Below are 19989 nucleotides of genomic sequence, written 5' to 3'. Positions count from 1 at the left end.
GGCCAGACCAAAACCAAACTGGTTAATTGATCCGATCCAAAAACAACCCCCACCGATCCCGACCACACCACCATGCTGGTGATACGACCCGAAACATGAGAGTCAAATAATTGGCATTGACTATCAAGCACACTGTTGAGTTCTCAAACAACCGACGCACACCGTCAGAGCCGCGACCTTTTCGTTCGCTTCCCTGTCCGGGGCAGTTCCTCAAACTTACCAGGCCCTTTCGGACTTTTCCAAATCCCCGCCGGCCGCAGTGGCCGGGAGAATTCTTCGAGCAACCGAAGGAATTCTGATCCCATTTTTCGCCGACCATGAAAGGCATAAACCTTGATGATCCGCAGAGGAAGGGAACCATCCGAAGTGAACCGCGGTGCGAACCGCGTCATCCCCGTTCGGAGGCAACCTCTGTAACTTACCCTACCACGCTCCCCGGCGCAAGCATCCTGGTCAGGATCACTGCAACGAGGCGCCTGTCGGCAAGCCCAACCCAGAACCGAAGCGCACAAAGCCACCTCGAAGATCTGGGATGGTTCCCGCCCCGGGACCGGCCAGTCACGCTCTTCGCGCTCCCTGTCCGTCTCTCCCTGCCGGGCGAACAACGAGAACGTTACGTGAGCCCGCAGGGTCCGTCAAAGCCAGGGGGCGTGACAGCGGACACAGAGGCGCTGTTCACCGCGTGTTTTTCCAAGAAGCCATCAGGCACGCCCGCGCCGGAGCCATGTCGGACCGGCCCAGCAGCCCCCGTCCGCGGTTCGTTGGCCCGGCGTAGACCAAGAATTCCGCCCGTCGGCCATGTCTGCGTAATCTTTGGTTCAGATTTCGCCATCCGCCGTGCGGCAAGGCTCCAGGGCGCCGTCAGACCCGACGTCCACGCGGCAGGACGCTGCGAGGGCCGGGCCCCTAGGCCAGGCGGAGGCCGAGCAGCTCCTCGAGCTCCCCGTGGGTCACCCCGTACGTCTCGACCACGTGCGCGGCGCCGTCGCCCGGGAGCGCCGGCCCGACGTCGATCACCGCGATGTCGCTGTAGATCCTGGACACGCAGCCCACGCCCGTGAGCGGCAGAGTGCACTCCTCGACGAGCTTGGGCTGACCGTCCTTGGTCAGCAGGGTCATCATGACGACGCTCCGCCTGGCGCCCACCGCGAGGTCCATCGCCCCGCCCACCGCGGGCACCGCCCCCGGCCGGCCCGTGGACCAGTTCGCGAGGTCCCCCGACGTCGACACCTGGAACGCCCCCAGCACGCAGACGTCGATGTGGCCGCCGCGCATCATGGCGAACGAGTCGGCCTGGTGGAAGTACGAGGCGCCGGGGAGCTCGGTCACGGGGATCTTGCCCGCGTTGATGAGCTCGGGGTCCGCGGCGTCCGGCTCCGGCGACGGGCCCATCCCGAGCAGCCCGTTCTCCGTGTGCAGCGTGATGCCCGAGCCGGCAGGAAGGTGGTCGGCCACGAGCGTCGGCAGGCCGATGCCCAGGTTGACGTAGGAACCCGGCGCGATGTCGGCGGCCACGCGGGCCGCCAGCTCGGCTCTCGACAGAGGAGAGCCGCTCCGCGGGCCCGGCGGGACCGTCTCGGCGCTCATGAGGCCGAGCCCTGCGCGCCGGCCTGCGCACCCGCCAGCGTCGTCACGCTGTCGATCGCCACGACGGCGTCGACGTAGATGCCGGGCGTCACCACCGTCTCCGGGTCGATCGACCCGGTCGGCACCACCTCCGCCACCTGCGCCACGGTCCGCCGGGCCGCCGTGGCCATGACGGGCCCGAAGTTCCGGGCCGTCCTGCGGTAGACGAGGTTCCCGACACCGTCGGCCCGGAAGGCCTTGACCAGCGCGACGTCGGCGGCGAGCGGCGCCTCGAAGACCATCGGGACGCCGTCGACCACGCGCGTCTCCTTGCCCTCCGCGAGGGGTGTGCCGAAGCCGGTGGGTGTGAAGAAGCCGCCCAGGCCGGCACCGGCCGCGCGGATCCGCTCGGCCAGGTTGCCCTGCGGCACCAGCTCCAGCTCGATCTCACCCGCGCGGTACGCGGCGTCGAAGTGCCACGAGTCCACCTGACGCGGGAACGAGCACACGATCTTGCGCACCCGACGCTCCAGGATCAGCCGGGCCAGCGCGTCCTCGCCGTTGCCCGCGTTGTTGGAGACGACGACGAGGTCGGCGGCGCCCTGCTCCAGGAGCGCCTCGATGAGCTCCACCGGCTGCCCCGCCGGTCCGAACCCACCGATCATCACGGTCGAGCCGTCGGCGACGTCGCCCACCGCCTCCAGGGCGGTCCGTGCGACCTCGACGGTCATCCGGCGGCCCGCACGTTCTCCAGGACGACGGCCACACCCTGGCCGACGCCGATGCAGATCGCCGCCACGCCCCAGCGCTGGTGCTCCGCGAGCAGCCGGCGGGCGAGCGTGCCGAGGATCCGGGTGCCGGAGGCGCCGAGCGGGTGCCCGAGCGCCGTCGCACCGCCCCACGCGTTCACGATCGCCGGGTCGACGCCCCACGCGTCGACGCAGACGAGCGACTGCGCGGCGAACGCCTCGTTGAGCTCGACGGCACCGACGTCGGCCCAGCCGATGCCGCTCTTCGCGAGCGCGCGCTCGGCGGCCGCCACGGGGGCGTAGCCGAAGTACTGCGGCTCGTTGGCGACCGCGGCGCGGCCCGCGATCCGGGCCAGCGGTTCCAGGCCGGTCAGGCCCGCCGCCGCCTCGGAGCCGATCAGGGCGGCGCTGGCGCCGTCCGTCAGCGGGGAGGCGTTGCCCGCCGTGATGGTGCCGCCGTCCGACCGGAAGGAGGGCTTGAGCGCGGCGAGCTTCTCCAGGGTGCCGTCCGGGCGGACGGGCTCGTCGCGGTGCAGGTCGGTCCCGGGCACCGCGGTGACCAGGTCGTCGTACCGGCCGGCCTCCCAGGCCTCGTGCGCCAGGCGGTGGCTGCGCAGGGCGAACTCGTCCTGACGCTCCCGCGTGACGCCGTACTTCTCGCGCAGCCGCTCGGTCGCCTCGCCGAGGGAGACCGTCCAGTCCGGCTGCATCCGCGCGTTGACCAGGCGCCAGCCCAGCGTGGTGGACACCAGCTCGGCCCCGCCGGCCGGGTAGGCGCGCTCCGGCTTGGGCAGCACCCACGGCGCGCGGCTCATGGACTCGACCCCGCCGGCCACGACGACGTCGGCGTCGCCGGTCTCCACGGCGCGGGCCGCCTGCACGGCGGCGTCGAGCGACGAGCCGCACAGCCGGTTGACCGTCACCCCGGGTACCGACAGCGGCAGGCCCGCCAGCAGCACCGCCATCCGTGCCACGTCCCGGTTCTCCTCGCCCGCGCCGTTCGCGTTGCCGAGGATCACGTCGTCGATCCGGGCCGGGTCCAGCCCGGGTGCCCGGCGGGTCTGCTCGCCGACGACGAAGGCCGCCAGGTCGTCCGGCCGCACCCCCGCGAGCGCGCCGCCGTAGCGGCCGAAGGGTGTTCGCACGGCGTCGTAGACGAATGCCTGCCTCATCGATTCACACCTCTGCCTGTTCGCAGGGCGCACACAAGTTCCGTATGCGTACGCCCACCGTAACAGCCGGGCTCAGGCGCGGGTACGGGCCAGATCCGCCTCGATCTCGCCGGCCGCACGGAGCAGCGCCGGCAGGAACTCGGACACCAGCTCGTCGACCGCGCCACGGCGCACGGGGGCGGACACGTTCACCGCGCCCACCACGCGGCCGGCCCGATCCCGCAGCGGGACCGCCAGGGACCGCAGGCCCTCCTCCAGCTCCTGGTCGACGAGCGCCCAGCCCTGACCACGTACCCGGTCCAGCTCCGCGCGCAGCAGGTCCCGGTCGACGATCGTGTGCGGGGTGAGCGGCTCCAGGGCGACGGCGCCGAGAAAGTCGTCGCGGTCGCCGTGAGGCAGGTGGGCCAGGACCGCGCGCCCCATCGAGGTGGCGGACGCCGGGAACCGCGTGCCCACCTGGATCGCCGCCGACATGATCCGGCGCGTGGCGACCCGGGCCACGTAGACGATCTCCGCGCCGTCGAGCACCGCGACCGAGGACGACTCACCGACGTCCTCCGCGAGGCGCTCCAGGTGCGGCTGGGCCACCTCCGGCAGGGTCAGGCTCGACAGGTAGGCGTAGCCGAGCTCGAGCACCTGGGGGCGCAGGGCGAACACCCGCCCGTCGGTGACGACATAGCCGAGCTCCACCAGGGTGTGCAGGAAGCGTCGCGCCGACGCGCGGCTGAGCGCAGCCTCGCGGGCCACCTCGCTCAGGGTCATGCGTGCCCGGGCAGGGCCGAACGCGCGGATCACGGCCAGCCCGCGCTCGAGGGACTGCACGAACTCGCCCGACCGGGTTCCGGCGTCCTGCGCGGTCTCGCTCATCTCGGGTTCCTCCATGCCGTCGGCGCGTCCGCTTCGCATCCTGGCCGAGCATCCGGTCGTCCGCACCAGGTCGCCCGCGTGCGTCCTGGGAGCCGCGCCTTTGGCAGCACGCCCGCCCGGGCCTCCCCTGGTCCGACGACGGAACGCACCGTTGAGCTCCGACGCCCGCGACCCTGGTCGTTCTCCGAACGGGTGTGCCGCAGGTGAACGTAGCGATCGGCCGGAGGCCGGGTCAATGGTTCGGTGGCCCCGGTCGCAACCGTGACCGGATCGCGACGTGGACAAGAAGAAGAGCCCCTCACCGGCTGGTGCCGGTGAGGGGCTCTGTCACTGTGCGCCCGAAGGGATTCGAACCCCCAACCTTCTGATCCGTAGTCAGATGCTCTATCCGTTGAGCTACGGGCGCTGGTCGTACTACGTGCTGCCTGCCTGCCGTTCACACGGCCGACCGACGAGAACATTACCGCCTGTTCGGCGCGGGCCCAAACTCAAATCCGCGCTTCCCGAGGAGAACTCCGTCACAGCCCTGAACCTGCGTGCCGAAGCCTCTCACAGAAAAGGCCCCGGGCGTCACGCGCGGCCGGGACCTTCCTGGCGGAGACGGAGGGATTTGAACCCTCGAACGGGTTGCCCCGTTACCACCTTAGCAGGGTGGCGCACTAGACCTGACTATGCGACGTCTCCTCGCGACAGCCTCTACCCAGGCAGGGCGATGCCGCGCGGCCCAGGCTACCTGCCGCATGGCGGCCTGAGCAAAGCGGGACGGTCGGCGGCCCGCCGGACCGTGCGACATCCGCGTGATCCTGCCGATTTTCCGTCCGGACCGAGGTGGTCCGGGACGCGCGCCGGACGCCCTCGCAGGGGCCTCGACGGCGTCCGGCAGCATATTTCATACAGCGTCAATAAGCGGTACATTCGCGCACATGGACTACGACGTCTTGGTGATCGGCTCGGGTTTCGGCGGCAGTGTGGCTGCCCTCCGCCTCACGGAGAAGGGCTACAGGGTCGGTGTGCTCGAGGCGGGCCGCCGGTTCGAGGACGACGAGTTCGCCAAGAACTCCTGGCACCTCAAGCAGTTCCTGTGGGCGCCCGCCCTGGGGTGCTACGGGATCCAGCGGGTGCGCCTGCTGCGCAACGTGCTGTGCCTGACGGGGGCCGGCGTGGGCGGCGGGTCGCTGGTGTACGCCAACACCCTCTACCGCCCGCTGGACCCGTTCTACGCCGACCCCGCCTGGTCCCACATCGCCGACTGGAAGTCCGAGCTCGCCCCGTACTACGACCAGGCGGAGCGCATGCTCGGCGTCGTCCAGTACCACGGCCGCTCCCCCGCGGACGACGTCATCCGGGGCGTCGCGGACGACATGGGCGTGGGCGAGACGTTCCGGCCCACGCGGGTGGGCGTGTACTTCGGCCCGGGCGGCGCGGAGGCGCCGTCGCCGGGCTGCCGGGCCGCCGACCCGTTCTTCGGCGGGGCGGGGCCTGAGCGGACGGGCTGCATCGAGTGCGGCGAGTGCATGACGGGCTGCCGGCACGGCGCCAAGAACACCCTGGTCAAGAACTACCTCTACCTCGCGGAGCGCGCGGGCGCCGTGGTGCACCCGCTGACCACGGCCGACGTCGTCCGGCCGCGTCCTGACACGGAGGGTGGCGGCTACGAGATCCGTACCCACCGCACCGGCAAGAGGTGGGGCGGACGGCGGACCTTCACCGCCAGGCAGGTCGTGTTCGCCGCAGGCACCCTCGGCACGCAGCGCCTGCTGCACGCCATGAAGGACACCGGCACGCTGCCGTCGCTGTCGGACCGGCTCGGGCACCTCACCCGCACCAACTCCGAGGCCCTGCTGGGCGCGATGACGCACAAGGTCGGCTCGACGGACTACTCGCGGGGCCTCGCCATCACGTCGTCGTTCTACCCGAACGAGAGCACCCATATCGAGCCCGTGCGCTACGGCCACGGCTCCAACGTCATGGCGGCGCTGCAGCACATCCTGGTCGACGGCGGGCCGTACCGGTTCTTCCGCTGGTTCGGCGAGATGGGCAGGAACCTCAAGTGGCTGCCGGTGCTGATGGACTGGCGCCGCTGGTCCGAGCGGACGGTCATCGCCCTGGTCATGCAGGCCCACGACAACTCGCTGACCACGCTGACCCGGCGGTCGCCCTTCGGCCGGTACTTGACCTCCCGGCAGGGCACCGGCGCGCCCAACCCGAGCTGGATCCCGGAGGGCCACGAGGCGGTGCGCCGCATGGCGGACAAGATGGGCGACGACGGCGTCGAGGGCATCGCGGGCGGCACGGTCGGCGACCCCTTCAACATCCCGCTGACCGCGCACATCCTCGGCGGCTGCGCCATCGGTTCCGACGCCGCGGACGGCGTCGTCGACCCGTACCTGCGGATGTTCGGCCACGCGGGCCTGCACGTCATGGACGGTTCCGCCGTGACCGCGAACCTCGGGGTGAACCCGTCGCTCACCATCACGGCGCAGGCCGAGCGGGCATGCGCGCTGTGGCCCAACGCCGGCGAACAGGACGGGCGGCCCGCCCTCGGGTCGACCTACCGGCCGGTCGAGCCGGTGCGTCCCGTCGCCCCGGTGGTGCCCGAGGCAGCTCCCGCGGCGCTGCGCCTGCCCATCGTCGGGATCAGCTGACCTCGGACGGCAAAAGACGACGGCCGGGATCCCTGGATCCCGGCCGTCGTCCTGTGTGCTGCGGAGGGCGAGGGATTCGAACCCCCGGTGCGTTGCCGCACAACGGTTTTCAAGACCGTCACATTAGGCCGCTCTGTCAGCCCTCCTCGCGCCGTTCACCCCTGCGGGCAGGGCCGGCGCGGGCCCACAGTCTATCGTCCGGCAAGACAGCGACGGCGGGCCGCCCCCAGGGTGGCCCGCCGTCCGCGAGGTGCTGGAGAGCGACTCAGCCCTGCGCCTGCGCGCCGGAGCGGAGCTGGCGCATCGCGAGCTGGACCAGCGCGATCAGCGTCTGCTTGGTCGCCGCACGCGAACGTGCGTCCGTGTAGAGCATCGGCACGTGCGAGGGGATCTGCAGCGCCTCCCGCACGTCCTCGAGCCGGTGCTTGGCCACGCCGTCGAAGCAGTTCACGCCCACGACGAAGGGGATGTTGCGCGACTCGAAGTAGTCGATGGCCGGGAAGCACTGCTCCAGGCGGTCCGTGTCGACCAGGACGACGGCACCGATCGCACCGCGCACCAGGTCGTCCCACATGAAGAGGAAGCGGTCCTGGCCCGGGGTACCGAACAGGTACAGCCACAGGTTGCCCGGCAGCTCCACGCGGCCGAAGTCCATGGCCACCGTGGTGGTGGTCTTGCGGTCGGTCACGCCACCGGCGTCGTCCACGCCGACCGAGTGCTCCGTCATGGCAGCCTCGGTGTTCAGGGGCTCGACGTCGGAGATCGAGCCGATGAACGTGGTCTTGCCCACCGCGAAGCCACCGGCGACGACGATCTTGACGACGGTCGGCGCGGTGCGCTCGGCCGCGGGCTGCGCACCCGGAGCGGCCTGCGCGCCGGCGTTGACCGCCGGCGCCTGCTGCATCACCGGCGGCGCAGGCTGAGCCTGCGCCGGACGGGACGCCTGCGCGGTGGGCGCCGAGGCGCCACCGCCGCCACCCAGCACGCTCTGGCGCGCGGGCGCGTTCGAGGAAGCGGTCGCAGTGCCGGCGTTACCCGACACCGGGGCCCAGTTGGGACCGCTGCGGGCCCCGCCGTCAGAGGGCGGAAATGCCATTAAGAACACTCTCCAAGACGCTCAGCGACAGGCCCGAGTTCGAGCTGCCGTGGCCTGTGTGGACGTTAACCGGTGTCGAGGTGTGCACGGTGACGTGCCCTTCCTCCTGCATGTCCGCCACAAGGATCCGGACGACACCCAGGGGCAGCCGCAGAAGGGCCGAGAGCTCGGCGATCGACACGTACGTGTGCGCGGCGTGCTGGAGGATCGCGCGCTTCTCGGGAGGCAGTCCGAAACTGCTGACTGCCCCGGGAAGAACCTCCACGAGGGCCTCGAGCGGCAGGTCGGACAGCTCCGACCGCACCCGGCCTCCGGTGACCGCATAGGGGCGCACGGTGGACGTCTCACGGACGTCCCCCTGCCCCTGGGAACCGAAAGGTGCGTACGTCATGGTCGAGTCCTCATCCCACGCTGGCGGCTCGGGTCTGCCCATCGACCGGGAGGCTGCCGTGCATCTCCGAGATGAGCTGCGGCGTGAGGGTGGCCTCGGTGCGCGACACCAGGAGAGCCATCTCGTAGCCGATGAGGCCGATGTCGCACGTGGCCTCCGCGACGACGCCGAGCACGGACCCGTTCGAGACGTTCATCAGGAAGAGGAAGCCGTTGTCCATCTCGATGATCGCCTGACGGACGTTACCGCCGTTGAGCTGCCGAGAAGCTCCACGCGTGAGGCTTGACATACCGGAGACGATCGCCGCGAGCTGGTCGCCGCTGGTGCGGTCGAGCTGGTCGGACATCGCCATGAGCAGTCCGTCTGCCGACACGACGAGCGTGTGCCGACTGCCGGGAACGGTACGCACGAAGTTGTCGAGCAGCCAACCGAAATTGGTTGCTTCGGTGCTGAGGGTCACTCTGTTCCTCCTAGTCAGAATCCACAGACGCGCTTGTCACCGCGACTGCGGCGCTGAGTCAGGGACATGATTCACGGTCGAGGGTGCCCACGTCGAGTCCCCACCGCCGTTCTTGCCGTTCTCGTGCTCCGACTTGCCCTCGTCCACGGACTCCGACCGGCCACGTGCGGTGGCCGACTGGAACGCCGAGAGACGTGAGCGAAGCTGCTCGGGATCACGGTCGATGCGAGCCGAGAGCCGCTCGACAGCTGGGTCCGCACCGGTGCCGGAGGCACCGCGGGTACGGCGGGTCAGCCCACCGCTGGCAACCTCCGTGTTGACGGCTGCCGGACGGTACGAGTCGTTCTCTTTCACATCATCTTCCTGATAAGCCCCTCGACGGAGAAGGCTCGTCATCTCCTCGTAGAGCACTGCCGAGGCGGTCCATTCCGACCGTGCCTCCACCGAGTCACGCACGTACTCGGGGTCTAGTGGGTCCTTCCCGTCGCCGTCGGTCCCGGCGGCTCGCTTGGCGAGCGGGGCCGACGAACCGTACGACGGGTCGTACACGGCGCCCGTCGGGTACGGCTCGCTGAACTCGCGGGCGGGAGGCTCGAAGGCCTGCTGCTCGAAGGCCTGCTGCACGTCCGCCACGGGCACGGCCTGCGTGGCCGGTGCCGAGGCGAACGAGGTGGGCACCCGCTCGGGAGCCGGTGCGGCCGGGGCGGGAGCCGCCGGGGCCGGAGCCAGCGGTGCGGCGGCGGCGCGGGGCGCCGCGTCGACGAACGGGTTGGTGCCGGGAGCGGGAGCCGGGGCCTGCGCCTGTGCGGCGGGCAGGGGGACGGTGCCACCCGCGGGAGGGGCCGGCAGAGCCGGCAGCGCCGACGTCAGCGACTCCTGGACCGCCTTCTGGTAGCCCTCCTGGTAACCCCGCTGGTACGTCGGGTCCGCGACGGGAGCCTCCGGGGCCTGAGCCGGGAAGGTCCCGGTCAGCGGGGCGGGGCTGCCCTGGGGCGGACCGCTCGGTGCCTGGAAGTTCTGCGCCGGGAGGTTCTGGGTCGGGAAGTTCTGCGTGGCGAAGCCCGACGTCTGGATGCCCTGCGTCGGGAAGCCCTGCGTCTCGACGTTCGGGGCGGGCACGACCGGGGCGCCGAAGGTCGGCGGACCGGCCACGGGGCTCGCGACGGTCTGGATCGGACGCGACGCCGGACGCTGCTCCTGGGGCTGGTAGGCCCGCAGCTCGCCGGTGGCAGGCTGCCCCGGGCGGCGGCCGAACAGGCCCCGCTTCTGGGCCGGCTTGCCACCCTGCTGGGCACCCGAGGCCGTCGAGCGACGGCTCGGGAGGTCCGCCATGAGCTCCTCGAACGCGGGCAGCGCCTCGAACGACGAGTCGGGACCCTCCGGGGCCTCGGCCCCGAAGCCCTGCGACTGCGGCTGGTCCTGGAACCCGCCGAACCGCTCCGGCTGTACACCGAAGCTCTGCGCCGGAGCAGGAGCGGCAGGGGGCCTGCCACCGCCCGCCGCCGGGAACCGCATCACGTCGGTGTCGGACATGCCGGGCAGTGCGGCCGGGTCCTGCGTGACCGGGTCGAGCTGCAGCGACTGCGTGCTGCCCTCGACGGGATCGATCGTGTTCAGCGAGCGGAAGCTCGAGAAGAGCGCGCTGCGCTGGTCCACGTCCACCGCGGCCGGCGTGGTGTCCTCGAAGACCGGGGCCACCGGCTCGACCGGCTGCGGTGCGCGCTGGCGGCTCGGGAGCGAGCTGCCCTCGGACACGTTCGACGGCGGGGCCCACGCGTTGTCGTCGGCCTGGTACTCCTGCGGGAGCGACGGCGTCTGGATCTCCGGCAGCACGATCGAGCCGGTCGGCGTCGTCTCCGCCACCGGGAGGGCCGCCGTCGAGCTGCGACGCCGGGCCAGGCCGAGCGCCGTCGTGCCGTCGGTGAGGGCGTTGAGGTCCACCGGCTGCGCGACCGGGGCCGGCTGTGCCGCGAACGCGGCCGCGGCGATCTGCGACGTGCCGGTCGGGACCGGCATGCCGCCCTGCTGCGGCACGGACGTGGTGGCCGGGGACGCCGCCGTCACGGCCGGCGAGCCGAAGCCGCTGGTGGGTGCACCCGCGCTCCGCATCGCGCCGGTGCCCGGACCGGTGGCCACGCCGCCGTTGAACTGCGAGGCGGCCGCCTGCGTGTTGGCCTCCAGCGGGTCGGTCGGCATCGGCAGCGGCATCGCGTTGTCCGGCATGAACAACACCGCCGGGAAGCGGACCGTCACCTCGGTACCGGTGCCGCCCTCGCCCGGACCGAACGCCACCTGGGCGCCGAGACGGTCCGAGAGGCGGCCGACCACGTAGAGGCCGAGGCGCTGGGCGCCGACGGCGTCCGACGCGGCGTGGCTGGCGACCTTGCGGTTCGCCTCCGCGACCTCCTCGGGGTTCATGCCGAGGCCGTGGTCGCGGACCACGACGGTGACGAACTGCTCGTCGCGGGCCGTGGTGACCTCGACCGGCGTGTGCGGCTCGGAGAACATCGTCGCGTTCTCCAGGAGCTCGGCCAGCAGGTGCGCCGCGTTGAGCGCGTTGTGGCCCAGCATCATCGGGTCGACGACGAGGTTCAGGCGGACCCGGTCGTACAGCTCGATCTCGGACGACGCGGTACGGATGACGTCGGAGACCGGCATCGGCTGGCGCACGCGACGACCGGAGTCGATGCCCGCGAGGACCAGCAGGGACTCCGCGTTGCGTCGCATACGGGTCGCGAGGTGGTCGAGGCGGAACAGGTTCGACAGCGTCGAGGGGTCCTCCTCGGACCGCTCGAGGTCGTCGAGGAACGCGAGCTGCCGGTTGAGAAGCACCTGGTCACGGCGGGCCACGTTGACGAACATCTCGGCGATCGACCCACGCAGGGCCGCCTGTTCGCGGGCGACGTCGATGGTCGTCCTGTTGACGTCGTTGAACGCCGCGGCGAGCTGGCCGATCTCGTCCGAGGACTCGACGGTGATCGGGTCGAGGTCGATGCTCGGCCCCTGGCCCGGCACCGACACCTGCTCCACCAGGGTGGGGAGGCGGTCACGGACCACACCGGCTGCCTGGGTGAGGCGGCGCAGCGGGGAGACCAGGCGGCGGGCGATGACGAGGGCCATGATGACCGAGAAGCCGAGGGCCGCGATGGCGACGCCACCGGTGAGGTAAGCGCGGTTCGCGGCGACGTCGGCGCGCTCCTGGGCGAAGCCCGCGGTGTCCTCGCGGACGGCGTCACGGACGATGCGGCTCTCCTCGACCCACTTCGCGGACTCGCCCTGGAACGCCTCGGCCTGGGCCGGCTGGATGGACGTGAGGTCACCGCGTGCGACGTAGCCGCGCACCGTGCCGTAGACGCCGTCCATGCCCGGCACCTGGTACTCGCCGGGGATGCGGTCGAAGAGGTCCTGCGTGCTGTCCCACTCGCGGTCACCCAGGTTCACCAGGTCGGCGGCCCGGAGCGCAAGGGACCTGGCGGCGAGCTCGTGCTGCGGGTGGTTCGCCACGACGCCGAGCGTCAGGCCGACGATCGGGCGCTCGTAGGTGTTGGTCAGCATGAGCTGGTCGATCGAGTAGTACGCCTCGAGGCGGGTACCCAGGTCGCGGTCCTCGGAGGTGTCCGCGATGGCGTCCATCACCTCGAGGGCGCCGTCGATGTACGTCCCGTAGGCGTCGGTCGCGACCTGCTCGGTGAGCCGGCCCTCGGCGACCTTCTTCTGCACGTCCGTGATGGCCGCGCGGTCCTCGATGGTCTGCGTGACGGCGTCCTTGACGCGCTGGTCCAGCATCGAGATGTCGATGTCCAGCAGCTCGTCGTCACGGGCGTCGAGGGCCGTGATCGTCTGCGCCTGGGCGGCAGGGGCGGTCCACTTCGGGTTGCCGTCCTTGTCCATGACCTGCTTGCCGTCTTCCCCGATCTCCGGGGTTCCCCGCAGCAGGGCGACGCGGGCCTGGTCACCCGTCGCGCTGCTGTCGATCATCGCGACGATGTTGTACGCCCGCTCCTGCGCGAACGCCGTGCCTGCCTGGTCCTGGTACTCGAGCGCTGCGACGAGATCAGCGGTCTGCTGCGCGCGCATCGCGTCGGCCACAGAGAGGCCGATGATGTACGCCGCAGCGATGACCAGGACGACGGCAGGCGTGACCAGTGTCGCAAGAACTTTCCCGCGCACTCCCAACCTGCGGAACATGCGTACCTCTCTCCATCACTGATCCGGAAGGGGTGGCGTGCGTGGTGCCCGCCGAAACACCCCTCGGTGCTGCGTACAAGTTACCGGCACCCTGTTTCCGCTGGCGACCTTCGTGAGGCCACACGGAAGTAGGCTTCATCGATGTGCGAGCCGTCACGATATCCGGACCGGGGCCATCAGGGAAACTCTCCATTTCATCCCTGAATCACCCGAATGCTGGCCAAAGCGACGTGGTGATCACCGTCGCCGCCGCCGGAGTGAACCGTGCTGACCTGCTACAACGGGCCGGATACTACCCCCCTCCGGCGAATGCCCCGGACTGGCCAGGTCTTGAGATATCAGGAACTGTGAAGCGTGTCGGACTCGGCGTGTCGCGCTGGCGCGCCGGGGACCGGGTCGTCGCGCTCCTGGAGGGCGGCGGTTACGCGGAGGAGGTCGCGGTCCGGGAGACCCAGGTGCTCCCGGTGCCGGACGGCATGGACCTGGTCGACGCCGCCGCCCTCCCCGAGGCCGCGTGCACGGTCTGGAACAACCTCGTCGACGTCGGCGGGCTGCGCGCCGGCGAGTGGGTGCTGGTCCACGGCGGGTCCGGCGGCATCGGCAGCATCGCGATCCAGGTCGCCAAGGCGCTCGGCGCGCACGTCGCCACGACGGCAGGCGGCCCGGAGCGCGCCGCGCGGTGCGCCGAGCTCGGTGCGGACGTCGTCGTCGACCACCGGCGGGAGGACTTCGTCGAGGCGGTCCGTGCCGCCACGGACGGCCGCGGGGCCGACGTGGTGCTCGACCTGCTCGGCGGGGGCGCCCTGGGCGACAACGTCCGCGTCCTGGCCCGCGGCGGCCGCCTGGTGGTCATCGGGATGCAGCAGGGGCGCCGCGGCGAGCTCGACCTCAGCGCGCTCCTGGCCCGGCGCGGCACCATCGCCGGGACGCTGCTCCGGTCCCGGCCGCCGGAGGAGAAGGCGCGCATCGTCGCCGATACCGAACAACACCTCTGGCCACTGTTCGCCGCGGGCACTGTTCGGCCGGTCATTCACGCTCGCATACCGTTCGCGGAAGCGCAGTCGGCGCACGATCTGCTGGAGTCGGGAGAGGCCTTCGGCAAAGTGCTCCTGGTCCCCTGATCAACGCGTGCCTATATATAGGCATGGCCGACAATTTCGTTCCCCACCCGGTAATGCAATGCAGGCGACCGCCGATTCGGGCAAGACTGGACCCATGAACGACGACCGATCCACCCCCCAGTCCGCCGAGCGGCCCGACGAGCGCCGTGACCAGACGCATGCCGTGCACCCCCAGGTGGTCACGCCCGACGGCGCGGCCGTGCCGCCGGAGCGCGAGCCCGAGAGCGCCGGCGACGAGCGCGAGGTCGACGAGGCCGAGGCCGTCGTGGGCCAGGTCGAGGAGCCGGCCAAGGTCATGCGCATCGGCGGCATGATCAAGCGGCTGCTCGACGAGGTGCGGGACGCCCCGCTCGACGAGGCCGCCCGGACCCGCCTGGCCGAGATCCACGAGCGCTCGATCCACGAGCTCGAGGACGGGCTCTCCCCCGACCTGGTCGACGAGCTCCACCGCATCACGCTGCCGTTCTCGGACGACTCCGCACCGTCCGACGCCGAGCTGCGCGTGGCGCAGGCGCAGCTCGTGGGCTGGCTCGAGGGCCTGTTCCACGGCATCCAGACGGCGCTCGTCGCGCAGCAGATGGCGGCGCAGGCGCAGCTGTCGCAGATGCGGCGCGCCCTGCCGCCCGGTACCGGCGCCTTCGGTCAGACCGGCCCCGGCGGGCCCACCCTGCCCGGCGCCGCGGACGACGAGTCGGGCGAGCGCCGCACCCCTGGCCAGTACCTCTGACCTCGTCGCTGCCTCCGGGGTGCGACCTCCGGAGGCAGCGCGGCGGGTAAAGGCCCGGGCGCCTACAGGTCGACCGGGTCCACGAGGAAACCGTCCTCGTCGGCGATCTCGCCGCCGGCGGCACCGTGGATCGCGCTCGCGAGCCGGGCCACCAGCTCCGCGGCGCGCTTGCGTGCGATCCGCAGCTCCATGTTGGGGAACTCCCGCTGCGACTCCACGAGGTCCTGCGGCTCCCAGTGCACCCAGTAGCAGACCGCCCCCTGCTCGGCCCACGGCAGGCCGCGCAGCAGGCGCGGCAGCTTCTCCTCGCCGCTGATCTCGACCGAGACGATGCCGTCGACGCCGAGCTCCACCACCAGGCCGTACCCGTCCAGCACACGCGGCCCGGTGAGCGCCTTGATGTCGTACTCGTCGGCGGCCGCGTGCAGCTTCTTGCGCAGCTCGGGGTCCATGGTCTCGCCGCGGTAGAGCGGCTTGTCCGCGATGCCGTCCGGTGGCCCGCCCCACTCCTTGCCGTCCATGTGCAGCCGGGCGCGGGGGTGCACCTTCTGCAGGATGGTGTGCGCGGCCTGGGGGTCGAGCCAGACGTCGGAGTAGACGGTCATGTCGATCGCGGCCCCGGCGTCGGGAGTCAGCACGACGCCGGCGCCCGGACGCGTCGTCGGGCCGTCCGGGGCGGTGTCCCACAGACCGCCCACGTCCAGGCGGAGGGAGCCGCCCAGGCGCCGCGCGACGGCGACGAGCCACTCGACCAGACGGCGTTCCTCGCGCTCGGGCATGCCGGCGGCGAACGCCCGCCCGACGCCGTCGCGGTCACCCGCAGGGAACGGCGGCTCGCCGCGCTCCCGGTGGCAGACGATGTCGAAGGCCATCTCGGCGCCCGGCGGCACGCCGAGGTCGAAGCCGTCGCCCACGGGCTGGTAGGGCCCGTTGATCACCGCGTGCCGCGAGACCCGCAGCACGCCCGGCTCCCGGCCCTGCGCGCGGCGGCCCTGCGGGGCGCCGGCCACGTTGCCCGGGAGGATCCCGGCCGGGACCACGTCCCAGCGGGTGGCGGAGAACCGGGAGAGCGCGAGGACCTCGATCTCGTCCAGCTCCACGTCACCGGGCACGGTCAGCACGTGCCGGGCCTGGTGCGCCTGCGCAACCGTGCGCGGCAGGAGAGGAAGCTGGGGAGCGGCCATCGGGGTCCCTTCTCGGTCCGGGTGCCCGGTCCGCGCCGGGCACCCGGAGCCTACCTCCCGGCGAACGCCCGTCGGGGCGCCGGGACCGCCCGTGGGCGAGCCCCGCTCACACCGTCGTGCGGTGGAAGTTCTTCGAGGAGCGGGACGCCGTCGGGCCGCGCTGACCCTGGTAGCGGGACCCGTACAGGTCCGAGCCGTACGGGTGCTCCGACGCCGACGAGAGCCGGAAGAAGCAGAGCTGGCCGATCTTCATGCCTGGCCACAGCTTGATCGGCAGCGTCGCGACGTTGCTCAGCTCCAGCGTCACGTGCCCGCTGAAGCCCGGGTCGATGAAGCCGGCCGTCGAGTGCGTCAGCAGGCCGAGGCGGCCGAGGGAGGACTTGCCCTCGAGGCGGGCCGCGACGTCGTCGGGCAGCGTGACCGCCTCGAAGGTGCTCCCGAGCACGAACTCCCCCGGGTGCAGCACGAACGCCTCACCGTTCTCGGCCTCCACGAGGCGGGTCAGCTCCGGCTGGTCCGTCGCGGGGTCGATGAAGGGGTACTTGTGGTTGTCGAACAGCCGGAAGAACTTGTCGAGGCGCACGTCGATGCTCGACGGCTGCAGCATCGACGCGTCGTACGGGTCGAGGACGACGCGGTCGGCATCGAGCTCGGCACGGATATCGCGGTCGGAGAGGAGCACCCGGATACGGTACTGGCCACCGCGGGCCGGCGCCGCCCCGTCCGGGGCGACGCCGTCCGCACCGGGGCGACGCCGCCGCGTCAGCGTGCGGCCGTCACCACTGCAGCGGACGGTGCTTCGCGTCCACCGACCAGTAGCCCTTGCGCATCACGAGGTACAGGATGCCCTCGATCGCGCCCCAGATCGCCGGCACGAACCACGCCTGCCCCAGGGAGACCGCAGTGATGAGGAGCATGATCCAGCCCAGGCCCTTGTAGCCCAGGTAGAACCGGTGCGCCCCGACGACGCCGAGCAGTATCCCGAGCAGGCCCGCGGTGATGCGCGACTTGCGGCCCGGTACGTGCTCCGGCGGCGGGGTGGGGCGGTCGTAGTCGTACTGCTGCTGGTAGTTCGCGGGGCCGGCCTTCGGCGTGGACCCGGCCGAGGACTTCGGCTTCTGCAGGGCACGCGTCTCGCGCGGCGGCGGCGGGGGCTGCGGCGGCCGCGGCGGCAGGGGTTTGGTCTCCTGGTAGATCGGCTCGGTCGGCTTCTCGCTGGGGTGCTCGCTCACTGCTGCTCCGGCTGCTCGGCGACACTCGCGCGGAAACCGGTTCGGGCATCCGGGCGAGTTTGGGTATGATCGGGTCGCGCGCCAGGTTCAGGGGGCGCTGTTGCGGAACCCTAGCGGGATTCCGGAACGGCAGAAACCCGGTCAGAACCGGACGTTGCGGGTGTAGTTCAATGGTAGAACTTCAGCTTCCCAAGCTGATAGCGCGGGTTCGATTCCCGTCACCCGCTCCAGCACGAAGCCCCAGGTCAGAGGATGTTTTCTGACCTGGGGCTCCGTCGTTTCCGGCGCAGTGTCTCGCGCCGCGTGGATGCCTCCGCCCCGCCTCAGAGCCGCGCGAACCGGGCGCGGGCGAAGGAGTAGCCGCCGAACGCCGCGATGCCCAGCCCGACCACCAGGAGCAGCGCCGTGCCGTACGGCTGGTCGCGCATCGTGTGCAGCGCCTCGTCGAGACCACCGGCCTGCTCGGGGTCCGTGGTCACCGCGGCGGCGACCACGAGGCCGCCGACGACGCCGAGCGCGATCCCCTTGGCTGTGTAGCCCGCCTGCCCCAGCCGCACGACGACGGGCCGGACCGCGCTCCCGCCGGCGCCCGAGAGGTCCTCCAGGAACTTCTTCCGGATGCCCTTGACCACGTGGTACACGCCGACGCCGACAATGACCAGGCCGGCGGCACCCACCAGCCAGGCGCCCCCGGGCACGGCCAGGACGCGGGCCGTCAGGCTCTCCTCGCCGCCGCTGCCGCCACCGGTTCCCTGCGCGTACCGGACGCCCGTGACCGCGAGCGCCCCGTAGAGCACGGCCTTGGCCACGCTCTTGCCCCGCGCGGCCAGCTGGCTCTCCGCGTTGGGCACGCCGACGACGGCCGTGGCGAGCTGCCAGAACGCGAGCGCGGCGAAGCCCACCGCGACCAGCCAGAGGAGCACGTCCCCGCCCGGCATCCGGGCGACCGCGCGGAAGGCACCGGTCTGGTCCGCCTGGCCCTCGGACTGCCCGAGCGCGAGCTGGACGGCGAGCCAGCCGACCAACAGGTGCAGCACACCCGAGGCGACGTAGCCGCCTCGGGCCAGGCCGCGGACGGCACGGCTGTTCCTGGCCCGCCGGACGGCGTCGGCTCCGGGCGGAGAGGAGTTCTGGGACATGTGCGCACCTCCGTCGGGCCGCGCGGATCGCGACGCTTACAGATTCGCGCATTTCGCCGTAATTCGCACGGCGGTCACGAACTGTCGGTGACCTCGTCGGGCAGCGTGGTCAGGACCGTCAGCGGCACGTGCGTCTCCCCCGCCCTCGGTTCGAGGCCGACCAGCACGAGCGCGTCCCGCCCGTCCGCGCTGATCCAGCCCTCCGTCCAGGCGCCGTCCGCGGCCGGCAGGTCCGCGAGCGCGGACCAGCCTCGTTCGCCCGCGAGCTCGGTGTCGTAGGCGTTCCGCACCGCCGCCACGTCGGCGTCGACCTCCAGGACGAGCGGCAGGTTGCGCAGCCGTTCGTCGTCGACCTCCTGGGCGAGGGCGTCGTAGACGGGACCCGAGGCGCGCAGGTCACGCGAGGCGACGTCGTCCCCGAACGCGTACTCGTCCGGGGCCGTCACCCCGGGTGGCATGCCGGGCAGCGCGCCTGCGGGTGGCGGCGTCGAGCAGGCGGCCAGGAGGCCTACGGCCAGGACCGCGGTCACGAGGTGCGCGGCGTCGCGCGCACCAGGGCGCACACCAGGGCGCATGCCGCGAGGGAGGCCGGGACGGAACGACCGAGACTTCATCGGCACAGTCTGCCGGGCCGGGATGAACACGGGGTGACGCAAGAACGCCGCGGGCCGGACCCACCGTCCGGCCCGCGGCGTTCGTTCGTGGGGGGAGCACACTCATCCCCGGATGGGCGCCGTCACGTGCAGCGACACCGGCAGTCCCTCCCCGGCGGCGGGAACCCAGCCGCTCCAGCACCGCCAGACCGTGCGCCCGTGCGCCTCGCCGTCGTGGTGCCCCAGCCGCTCGGTGAGGTGGAGCATCCGGGCGAGCCGCGCGGCGTCGGGCACGCGCGCGGCGACCACGTCCACCGTCAGCACGCCCACGACGTCCTCCTCGAGGTCGAGGTGGTCCACGCCTGCCCGTACGTCGAGGGTGTGGATGTCGAAGATGTGGGCGATCAGCGCGGTGACCTCCACGAGCTCCGCGAGGTGCGCACCCGGCGTCGGGCAGCCCTCCGGGCCGAGGCCCGCGTTGCACGATCCTGCCGTCATGTGGGCCACGCCCTGACCTCGCGGACGCTGCCGCGCAGGTCGCCGTAGACATACAGGTCCATGTCGTTCCAGCACCCGGTCCACATCGTGAAGCCCGGCCTGGTCGCCGGATAGTCCGTCGCCACCGTGATGCCCAGCTGCGCCGCGATCGCGGCACCCTCCGAACGCCGCGTCGGATGCACCACCAGATGATCGCGGAACACCTCGATCCACTTGACCCGCGCATCCCCGATCTCCGCCAGGAGGAGCGTCACACCCGTCGCAGAATCCGCCAGGTTGCCCGCAATCGTTGCCATTTCTCCCACCTCTCTGCACCTACCTCTAGGCGCATAGACAGCCTGTTGCGGGTTAACTGGGGGTT

18 protein-coding genes and 4 tRNA genes are annotated in these 19989 nt (G+C 71.6%); 4 read left to right on the top strand and 18 right to left on the bottom strand.

The features are described 5' to 3' along the window. Positions 1-906 precede the first annotated feature (906 nt). The 6 genes from AB0I29_RS26205 to AB0I29_RS26180 form a co-directional block, all read right to left on the bottom strand. Complete coding sequence (locus AB0I29_RS26205) at positions 907-1587, bottom strand: 3-oxoacid CoA-transferase subunit B (RefSeq protein WP_357487003.1); 681 nt, start codon at positions 1585-1587, stop codon at positions 907-909. Continuing rightward, positions 1584-2297, bottom strand: coding sequence for a 3-oxoacid CoA-transferase subunit A (locus AB0I29_RS26200; protein WP_357487001.1), 714 nt, complete (start codon positions 2295-2297; stop codon positions 1584-1586). Before AB0I29_RS26200 ends, AB0I29_RS26205 begins: the two co-directional genes overlap by 4 nt. Next, positions 2294-3487 carry a thiolase family protein gene (locus tag AB0I29_RS26195; protein ID WP_285106501.1) on the bottom strand — a complete coding sequence of 398 codons (1194 nt, stop codon included), beginning with the start codon at positions 3485-3487 and terminating at the stop codon, positions 2294-2296. Before AB0I29_RS26195 ends, AB0I29_RS26200 begins: the two co-directional genes overlap by 4 nt. Positions 3488-3559: 72 nt before the next feature. Beyond that, on the bottom strand, positions 3560-4354 hold the full coding sequence (locus AB0I29_RS26190; RefSeq protein ID WP_357486998.1) for an IclR family transcriptional regulator C-terminal domain-containing protein: 795 nt from the start codon (positions 4352-4354) through the stop codon (positions 3560-3562). A 333-nt stretch (positions 4355-4687) separates the two neighbouring features. After that, positions 4688-4760 (bottom strand) — tRNA-Arg (locus AB0I29_RS26185). 186 nt (positions 4761-4946) lie between these two features. Next, positions 4947-5038, bottom strand: a tRNA-Ser gene (locus tag AB0I29_RS26180). Between the two features lie 239 nt (positions 5039-5277). Here AB0I29_RS26180 and AB0I29_RS26175 point away from each other — a divergent pair. Then, entirely contained in the window at positions 5278-6999 is a 1722-nt protein-coding gene (locus tag AB0I29_RS26175) for a GMC family oxidoreductase (protein ID WP_357486996.1), read from the top strand. 61 nt (positions 7000-7060) lie between these two features. Here AB0I29_RS26175 and AB0I29_RS26170 read toward each other — a convergent pair. From AB0I29_RS26170 to AB0I29_RS26150, 5 genes are all read right to left on the bottom strand, one after another. Next, positions 7061-7145: transfer RNA gene (locus AB0I29_RS26170), tRNA-Ser, on the bottom strand. A gap of 119 nt (positions 7146-7264) precedes the next feature. Continuing rightward, a complete protein-coding gene (locus AB0I29_RS26165; RefSeq protein WP_357487007.1) occupies positions 7265-7984 on the bottom strand; it encodes an ATP/GTP-binding protein in 720 nt (239 codons plus the stop codon). Between the two features lie 91 nt (positions 7985-8075). After that, positions 8076-8486 carry a DUF742 domain-containing protein gene (locus tag AB0I29_RS26160; protein ID WP_020017526.1) on the bottom strand — a complete coding sequence of 137 codons (411 nt, stop codon included), beginning with the start codon at positions 8484-8486 and terminating at the stop codon, positions 8076-8078. 10 nt (positions 8487-8496) lie between these two features. Continuing rightward, entirely contained in the window at positions 8497-8946 is a 450-nt protein-coding gene (locus tag AB0I29_RS26155) for a roadblock/LC7 domain-containing protein (protein WP_357486994.1), read from the bottom strand. Positions 8947-8982: 36 nt separating this feature from the next. Then, positions 8983-13134: an ATP-binding protein gene (locus AB0I29_RS26150; RefSeq protein WP_357486992.1), complete on the bottom strand. Its 4152-nt coding sequence runs from the start codon at positions 13132-13134 to the stop codon at positions 8983-8985. 143 nt (positions 13135-13277) lie between these two features. Between AB0I29_RS26150 and AB0I29_RS26145 the strand changes: the two genes are divergently transcribed. Both AB0I29_RS26145 and AB0I29_RS26140 read left to right on the top strand, forming a co-directional pair. After that, entirely contained in the window at positions 13278-14255 is a 978-nt protein-coding gene (locus AB0I29_RS26145) for an NAD(P)H-quinone oxidoreductase (protein ID WP_285106510.1), read from the top strand. 94 nt (positions 14256-14349) lie between these two features. Then, positions 14350-14982, top strand: a complete 633-nt coding sequence (locus tag AB0I29_RS26140; protein WP_285106512.1) for a bacterial proteasome activator family protein — start codon at positions 14350-14352, stop codon at positions 14980-14982. Between the two features lie 62 nt (positions 14983-15044). Here the strand turns inward: AB0I29_RS26140 and AB0I29_RS26135 are convergent, their stop codons facing one another. The 3 genes from AB0I29_RS26135 to AB0I29_RS26125 all read right to left on the bottom strand — a co-directional run bounded on the left by AB0I29_RS26135 (position 15045) and on the right by AB0I29_RS26125 (position 17398). Continuing rightward, complete coding sequence (locus AB0I29_RS26135; protein WP_285106514.1) at positions 15045-16166, bottom strand: hypothetical protein; 1122 nt, start codon at positions 16164-16166, stop codon at positions 15045-15047. Positions 16167-16272: 106 nt separating this feature from the next. Beyond that, the gene (dcd, locus tag AB0I29_RS26130; RefSeq protein WP_285106516.1) at positions 16273-16848 is read right to left on the bottom strand and encodes a dCTP deaminase; all 576 of its coding nucleotides are present in this window, start codon (positions 16846-16848) and stop codon (positions 16273-16275) included. 94 nt (positions 16849-16942) lie between these two features. Further along, positions 16943-17398 (bottom strand): TM2 domain-containing protein, encoded by a 456-nt coding sequence (locus tag AB0I29_RS26125; protein ID WP_357486989.1) that lies wholly within the window; start codon positions 17396-17398, stop codon positions 16943-16945. Positions 17399-17554: 156 nt separating this feature from the next. Between AB0I29_RS26125 and AB0I29_RS26120 the strand changes: the two genes are divergently transcribed. Continuing rightward, positions 17555-17628, top strand: a tRNA-Gly gene (locus AB0I29_RS26120). 93 nt (positions 17629-17721) lie between these two features. On the opposite strand, the gene AB0I29_RS26115 is transcribed toward AB0I29_RS26120, so the two are convergent. The 4 genes from AB0I29_RS26115 to AB0I29_RS26100 all read right to left on the bottom strand — a co-directional run bounded on the left by AB0I29_RS26115 (position 17722) and on the right by AB0I29_RS26100 (position 19924). Continuing rightward, entirely contained in the window at positions 17722-18537 is an 816-nt protein-coding gene (locus tag AB0I29_RS26115; RefSeq protein ID WP_357486987.1) for a DUF1206 domain-containing protein, read from the bottom strand. A 74-nt stretch (positions 18538-18611) separates the two neighbouring features. Further along, positions 18612-19151 carry a hypothetical protein gene (locus tag AB0I29_RS26110; RefSeq protein ID WP_357486985.1) on the bottom strand — a complete coding sequence of 180 codons (540 nt, stop codon included), beginning with the start codon at positions 19149-19151 and terminating at the stop codon, positions 18612-18614. Between the two features lie 102 nt (positions 19152-19253). After that, entirely contained in the window at positions 19254-19628 is a 375-nt protein-coding gene (locus tag AB0I29_RS26105) for a hypothetical protein (protein WP_357486983.1), read from the bottom strand. Continuing rightward, the gene (locus AB0I29_RS26100; RefSeq protein WP_357486981.1) at positions 19625-19924 is read right to left on the bottom strand and encodes a hypothetical protein; all 300 of its coding nucleotides are present in this window, start codon (positions 19922-19924) and stop codon (positions 19625-19627) included. Before AB0I29_RS26100 ends, AB0I29_RS26105 begins: the two co-directional genes overlap by 4 nt. Between the last annotated feature and the right edge of the window lie 65 nt (positions 19925-19989).

Origin of the sequence: Promicromonospora sp. NPDC050262 (assembly GCF_040655935.1) — a bacterium.
Taxonomy (GTDB): Bacteria; Actinomycetota; Actinomycetes; order Actinomycetales; family Cellulomonadaceae; genus Promicromonospora.
This window is presented reverse-complemented; position numbering and strand designations above follow the sequence as displayed.

Excerpts from the sequence above, each read along its gene's own strand:
- AB0I29_RS26160 (WP_020017526.1), bottom strand. The coding sequence starts at position 8,486 with ATGACGTACGCACCTTTCGGTTCCCAGGGGCAGGGGGACGTCCGTGAG.
- AB0I29_RS26135 (WP_285106514.1), bottom strand. The coding sequence starts at position 16,166 with ATGGCCGCTCCCCAGCTTCCTCTCCTGCCGCGCACGGTTGCGCAGGCG.
- AB0I29_RS26195 (WP_285106501.1), bottom strand. The coding sequence starts at position 3,487 with ATGAGGCAGGCATTCGTCTACGACGCCGTGCGAACACCCTTCGGCCGC.
- AB0I29_RS26200 (WP_357487001.1), bottom strand. The coding sequence starts at position 2,297 with ATGACCGTCGAGGTCGCACGGACCGCCCTGGAGGCGGTGGGCGACGTC.
- AB0I29_RS26110 (WP_357486985.1), bottom strand. The coding sequence starts at position 19,151 with ATGAAGTCTCGGTCGTTCCGTCCCGGCCTCCCTCGCGGCATGCGCCCT.
- AB0I29_RS26140 (WP_285106512.1), top strand. The coding sequence starts at position 14,350 with ATGAACGACGACCGATCCACCCCCCAGTCCGCCGAGCGGCCCGACGAG.
- AB0I29_RS26100 (WP_357486981.1), bottom strand. The coding sequence starts at position 19,924 with ATGGCAACGATTGCGGGCAACCTGGCGGATTCTGCGACGGGTGTGACG.
- AB0I29_RS26150 (WP_357486992.1), bottom strand. The coding sequence starts at position 13,134 with ATGTTCCGCAGGTTGGGAGTGCGCGGGAAAGTTCTTGCGACACTGGTC.
- AB0I29_RS26105 (WP_357486983.1), bottom strand. The coding sequence starts at position 19,628 with ATGACGGCAGGATCGTGCAACGCGGGCCTCGGCCCGGAGGGCTGCCCG.
- AB0I29_RS26205 (WP_357487003.1), bottom strand. The coding sequence starts at position 1,587 with ATGAGCGCCGAGACGGTCCCGCCGGGCCCGCGGAGCGGCTCTCCTCTG.
- AB0I29_RS26190 (WP_357486998.1), bottom strand. The coding sequence starts at position 4,354 with ATGAGCGAGACCGCGCAGGACGCCGGAACCCGGTCGGGCGAGTTCGTG.
- AB0I29_RS26175 (WP_357486996.1), top strand. The coding sequence starts at position 5,278 with ATGGACTACGACGTCTTGGTGATCGGCTCGGGTTTCGGCGGCAGTGTG.
- AB0I29_RS26115 (WP_357486987.1), bottom strand. The coding sequence starts at position 18,537 with ATGTCCCAGAACTCCTCTCCGCCCGGAGCCGACGCCGTCCGGCGGGCC.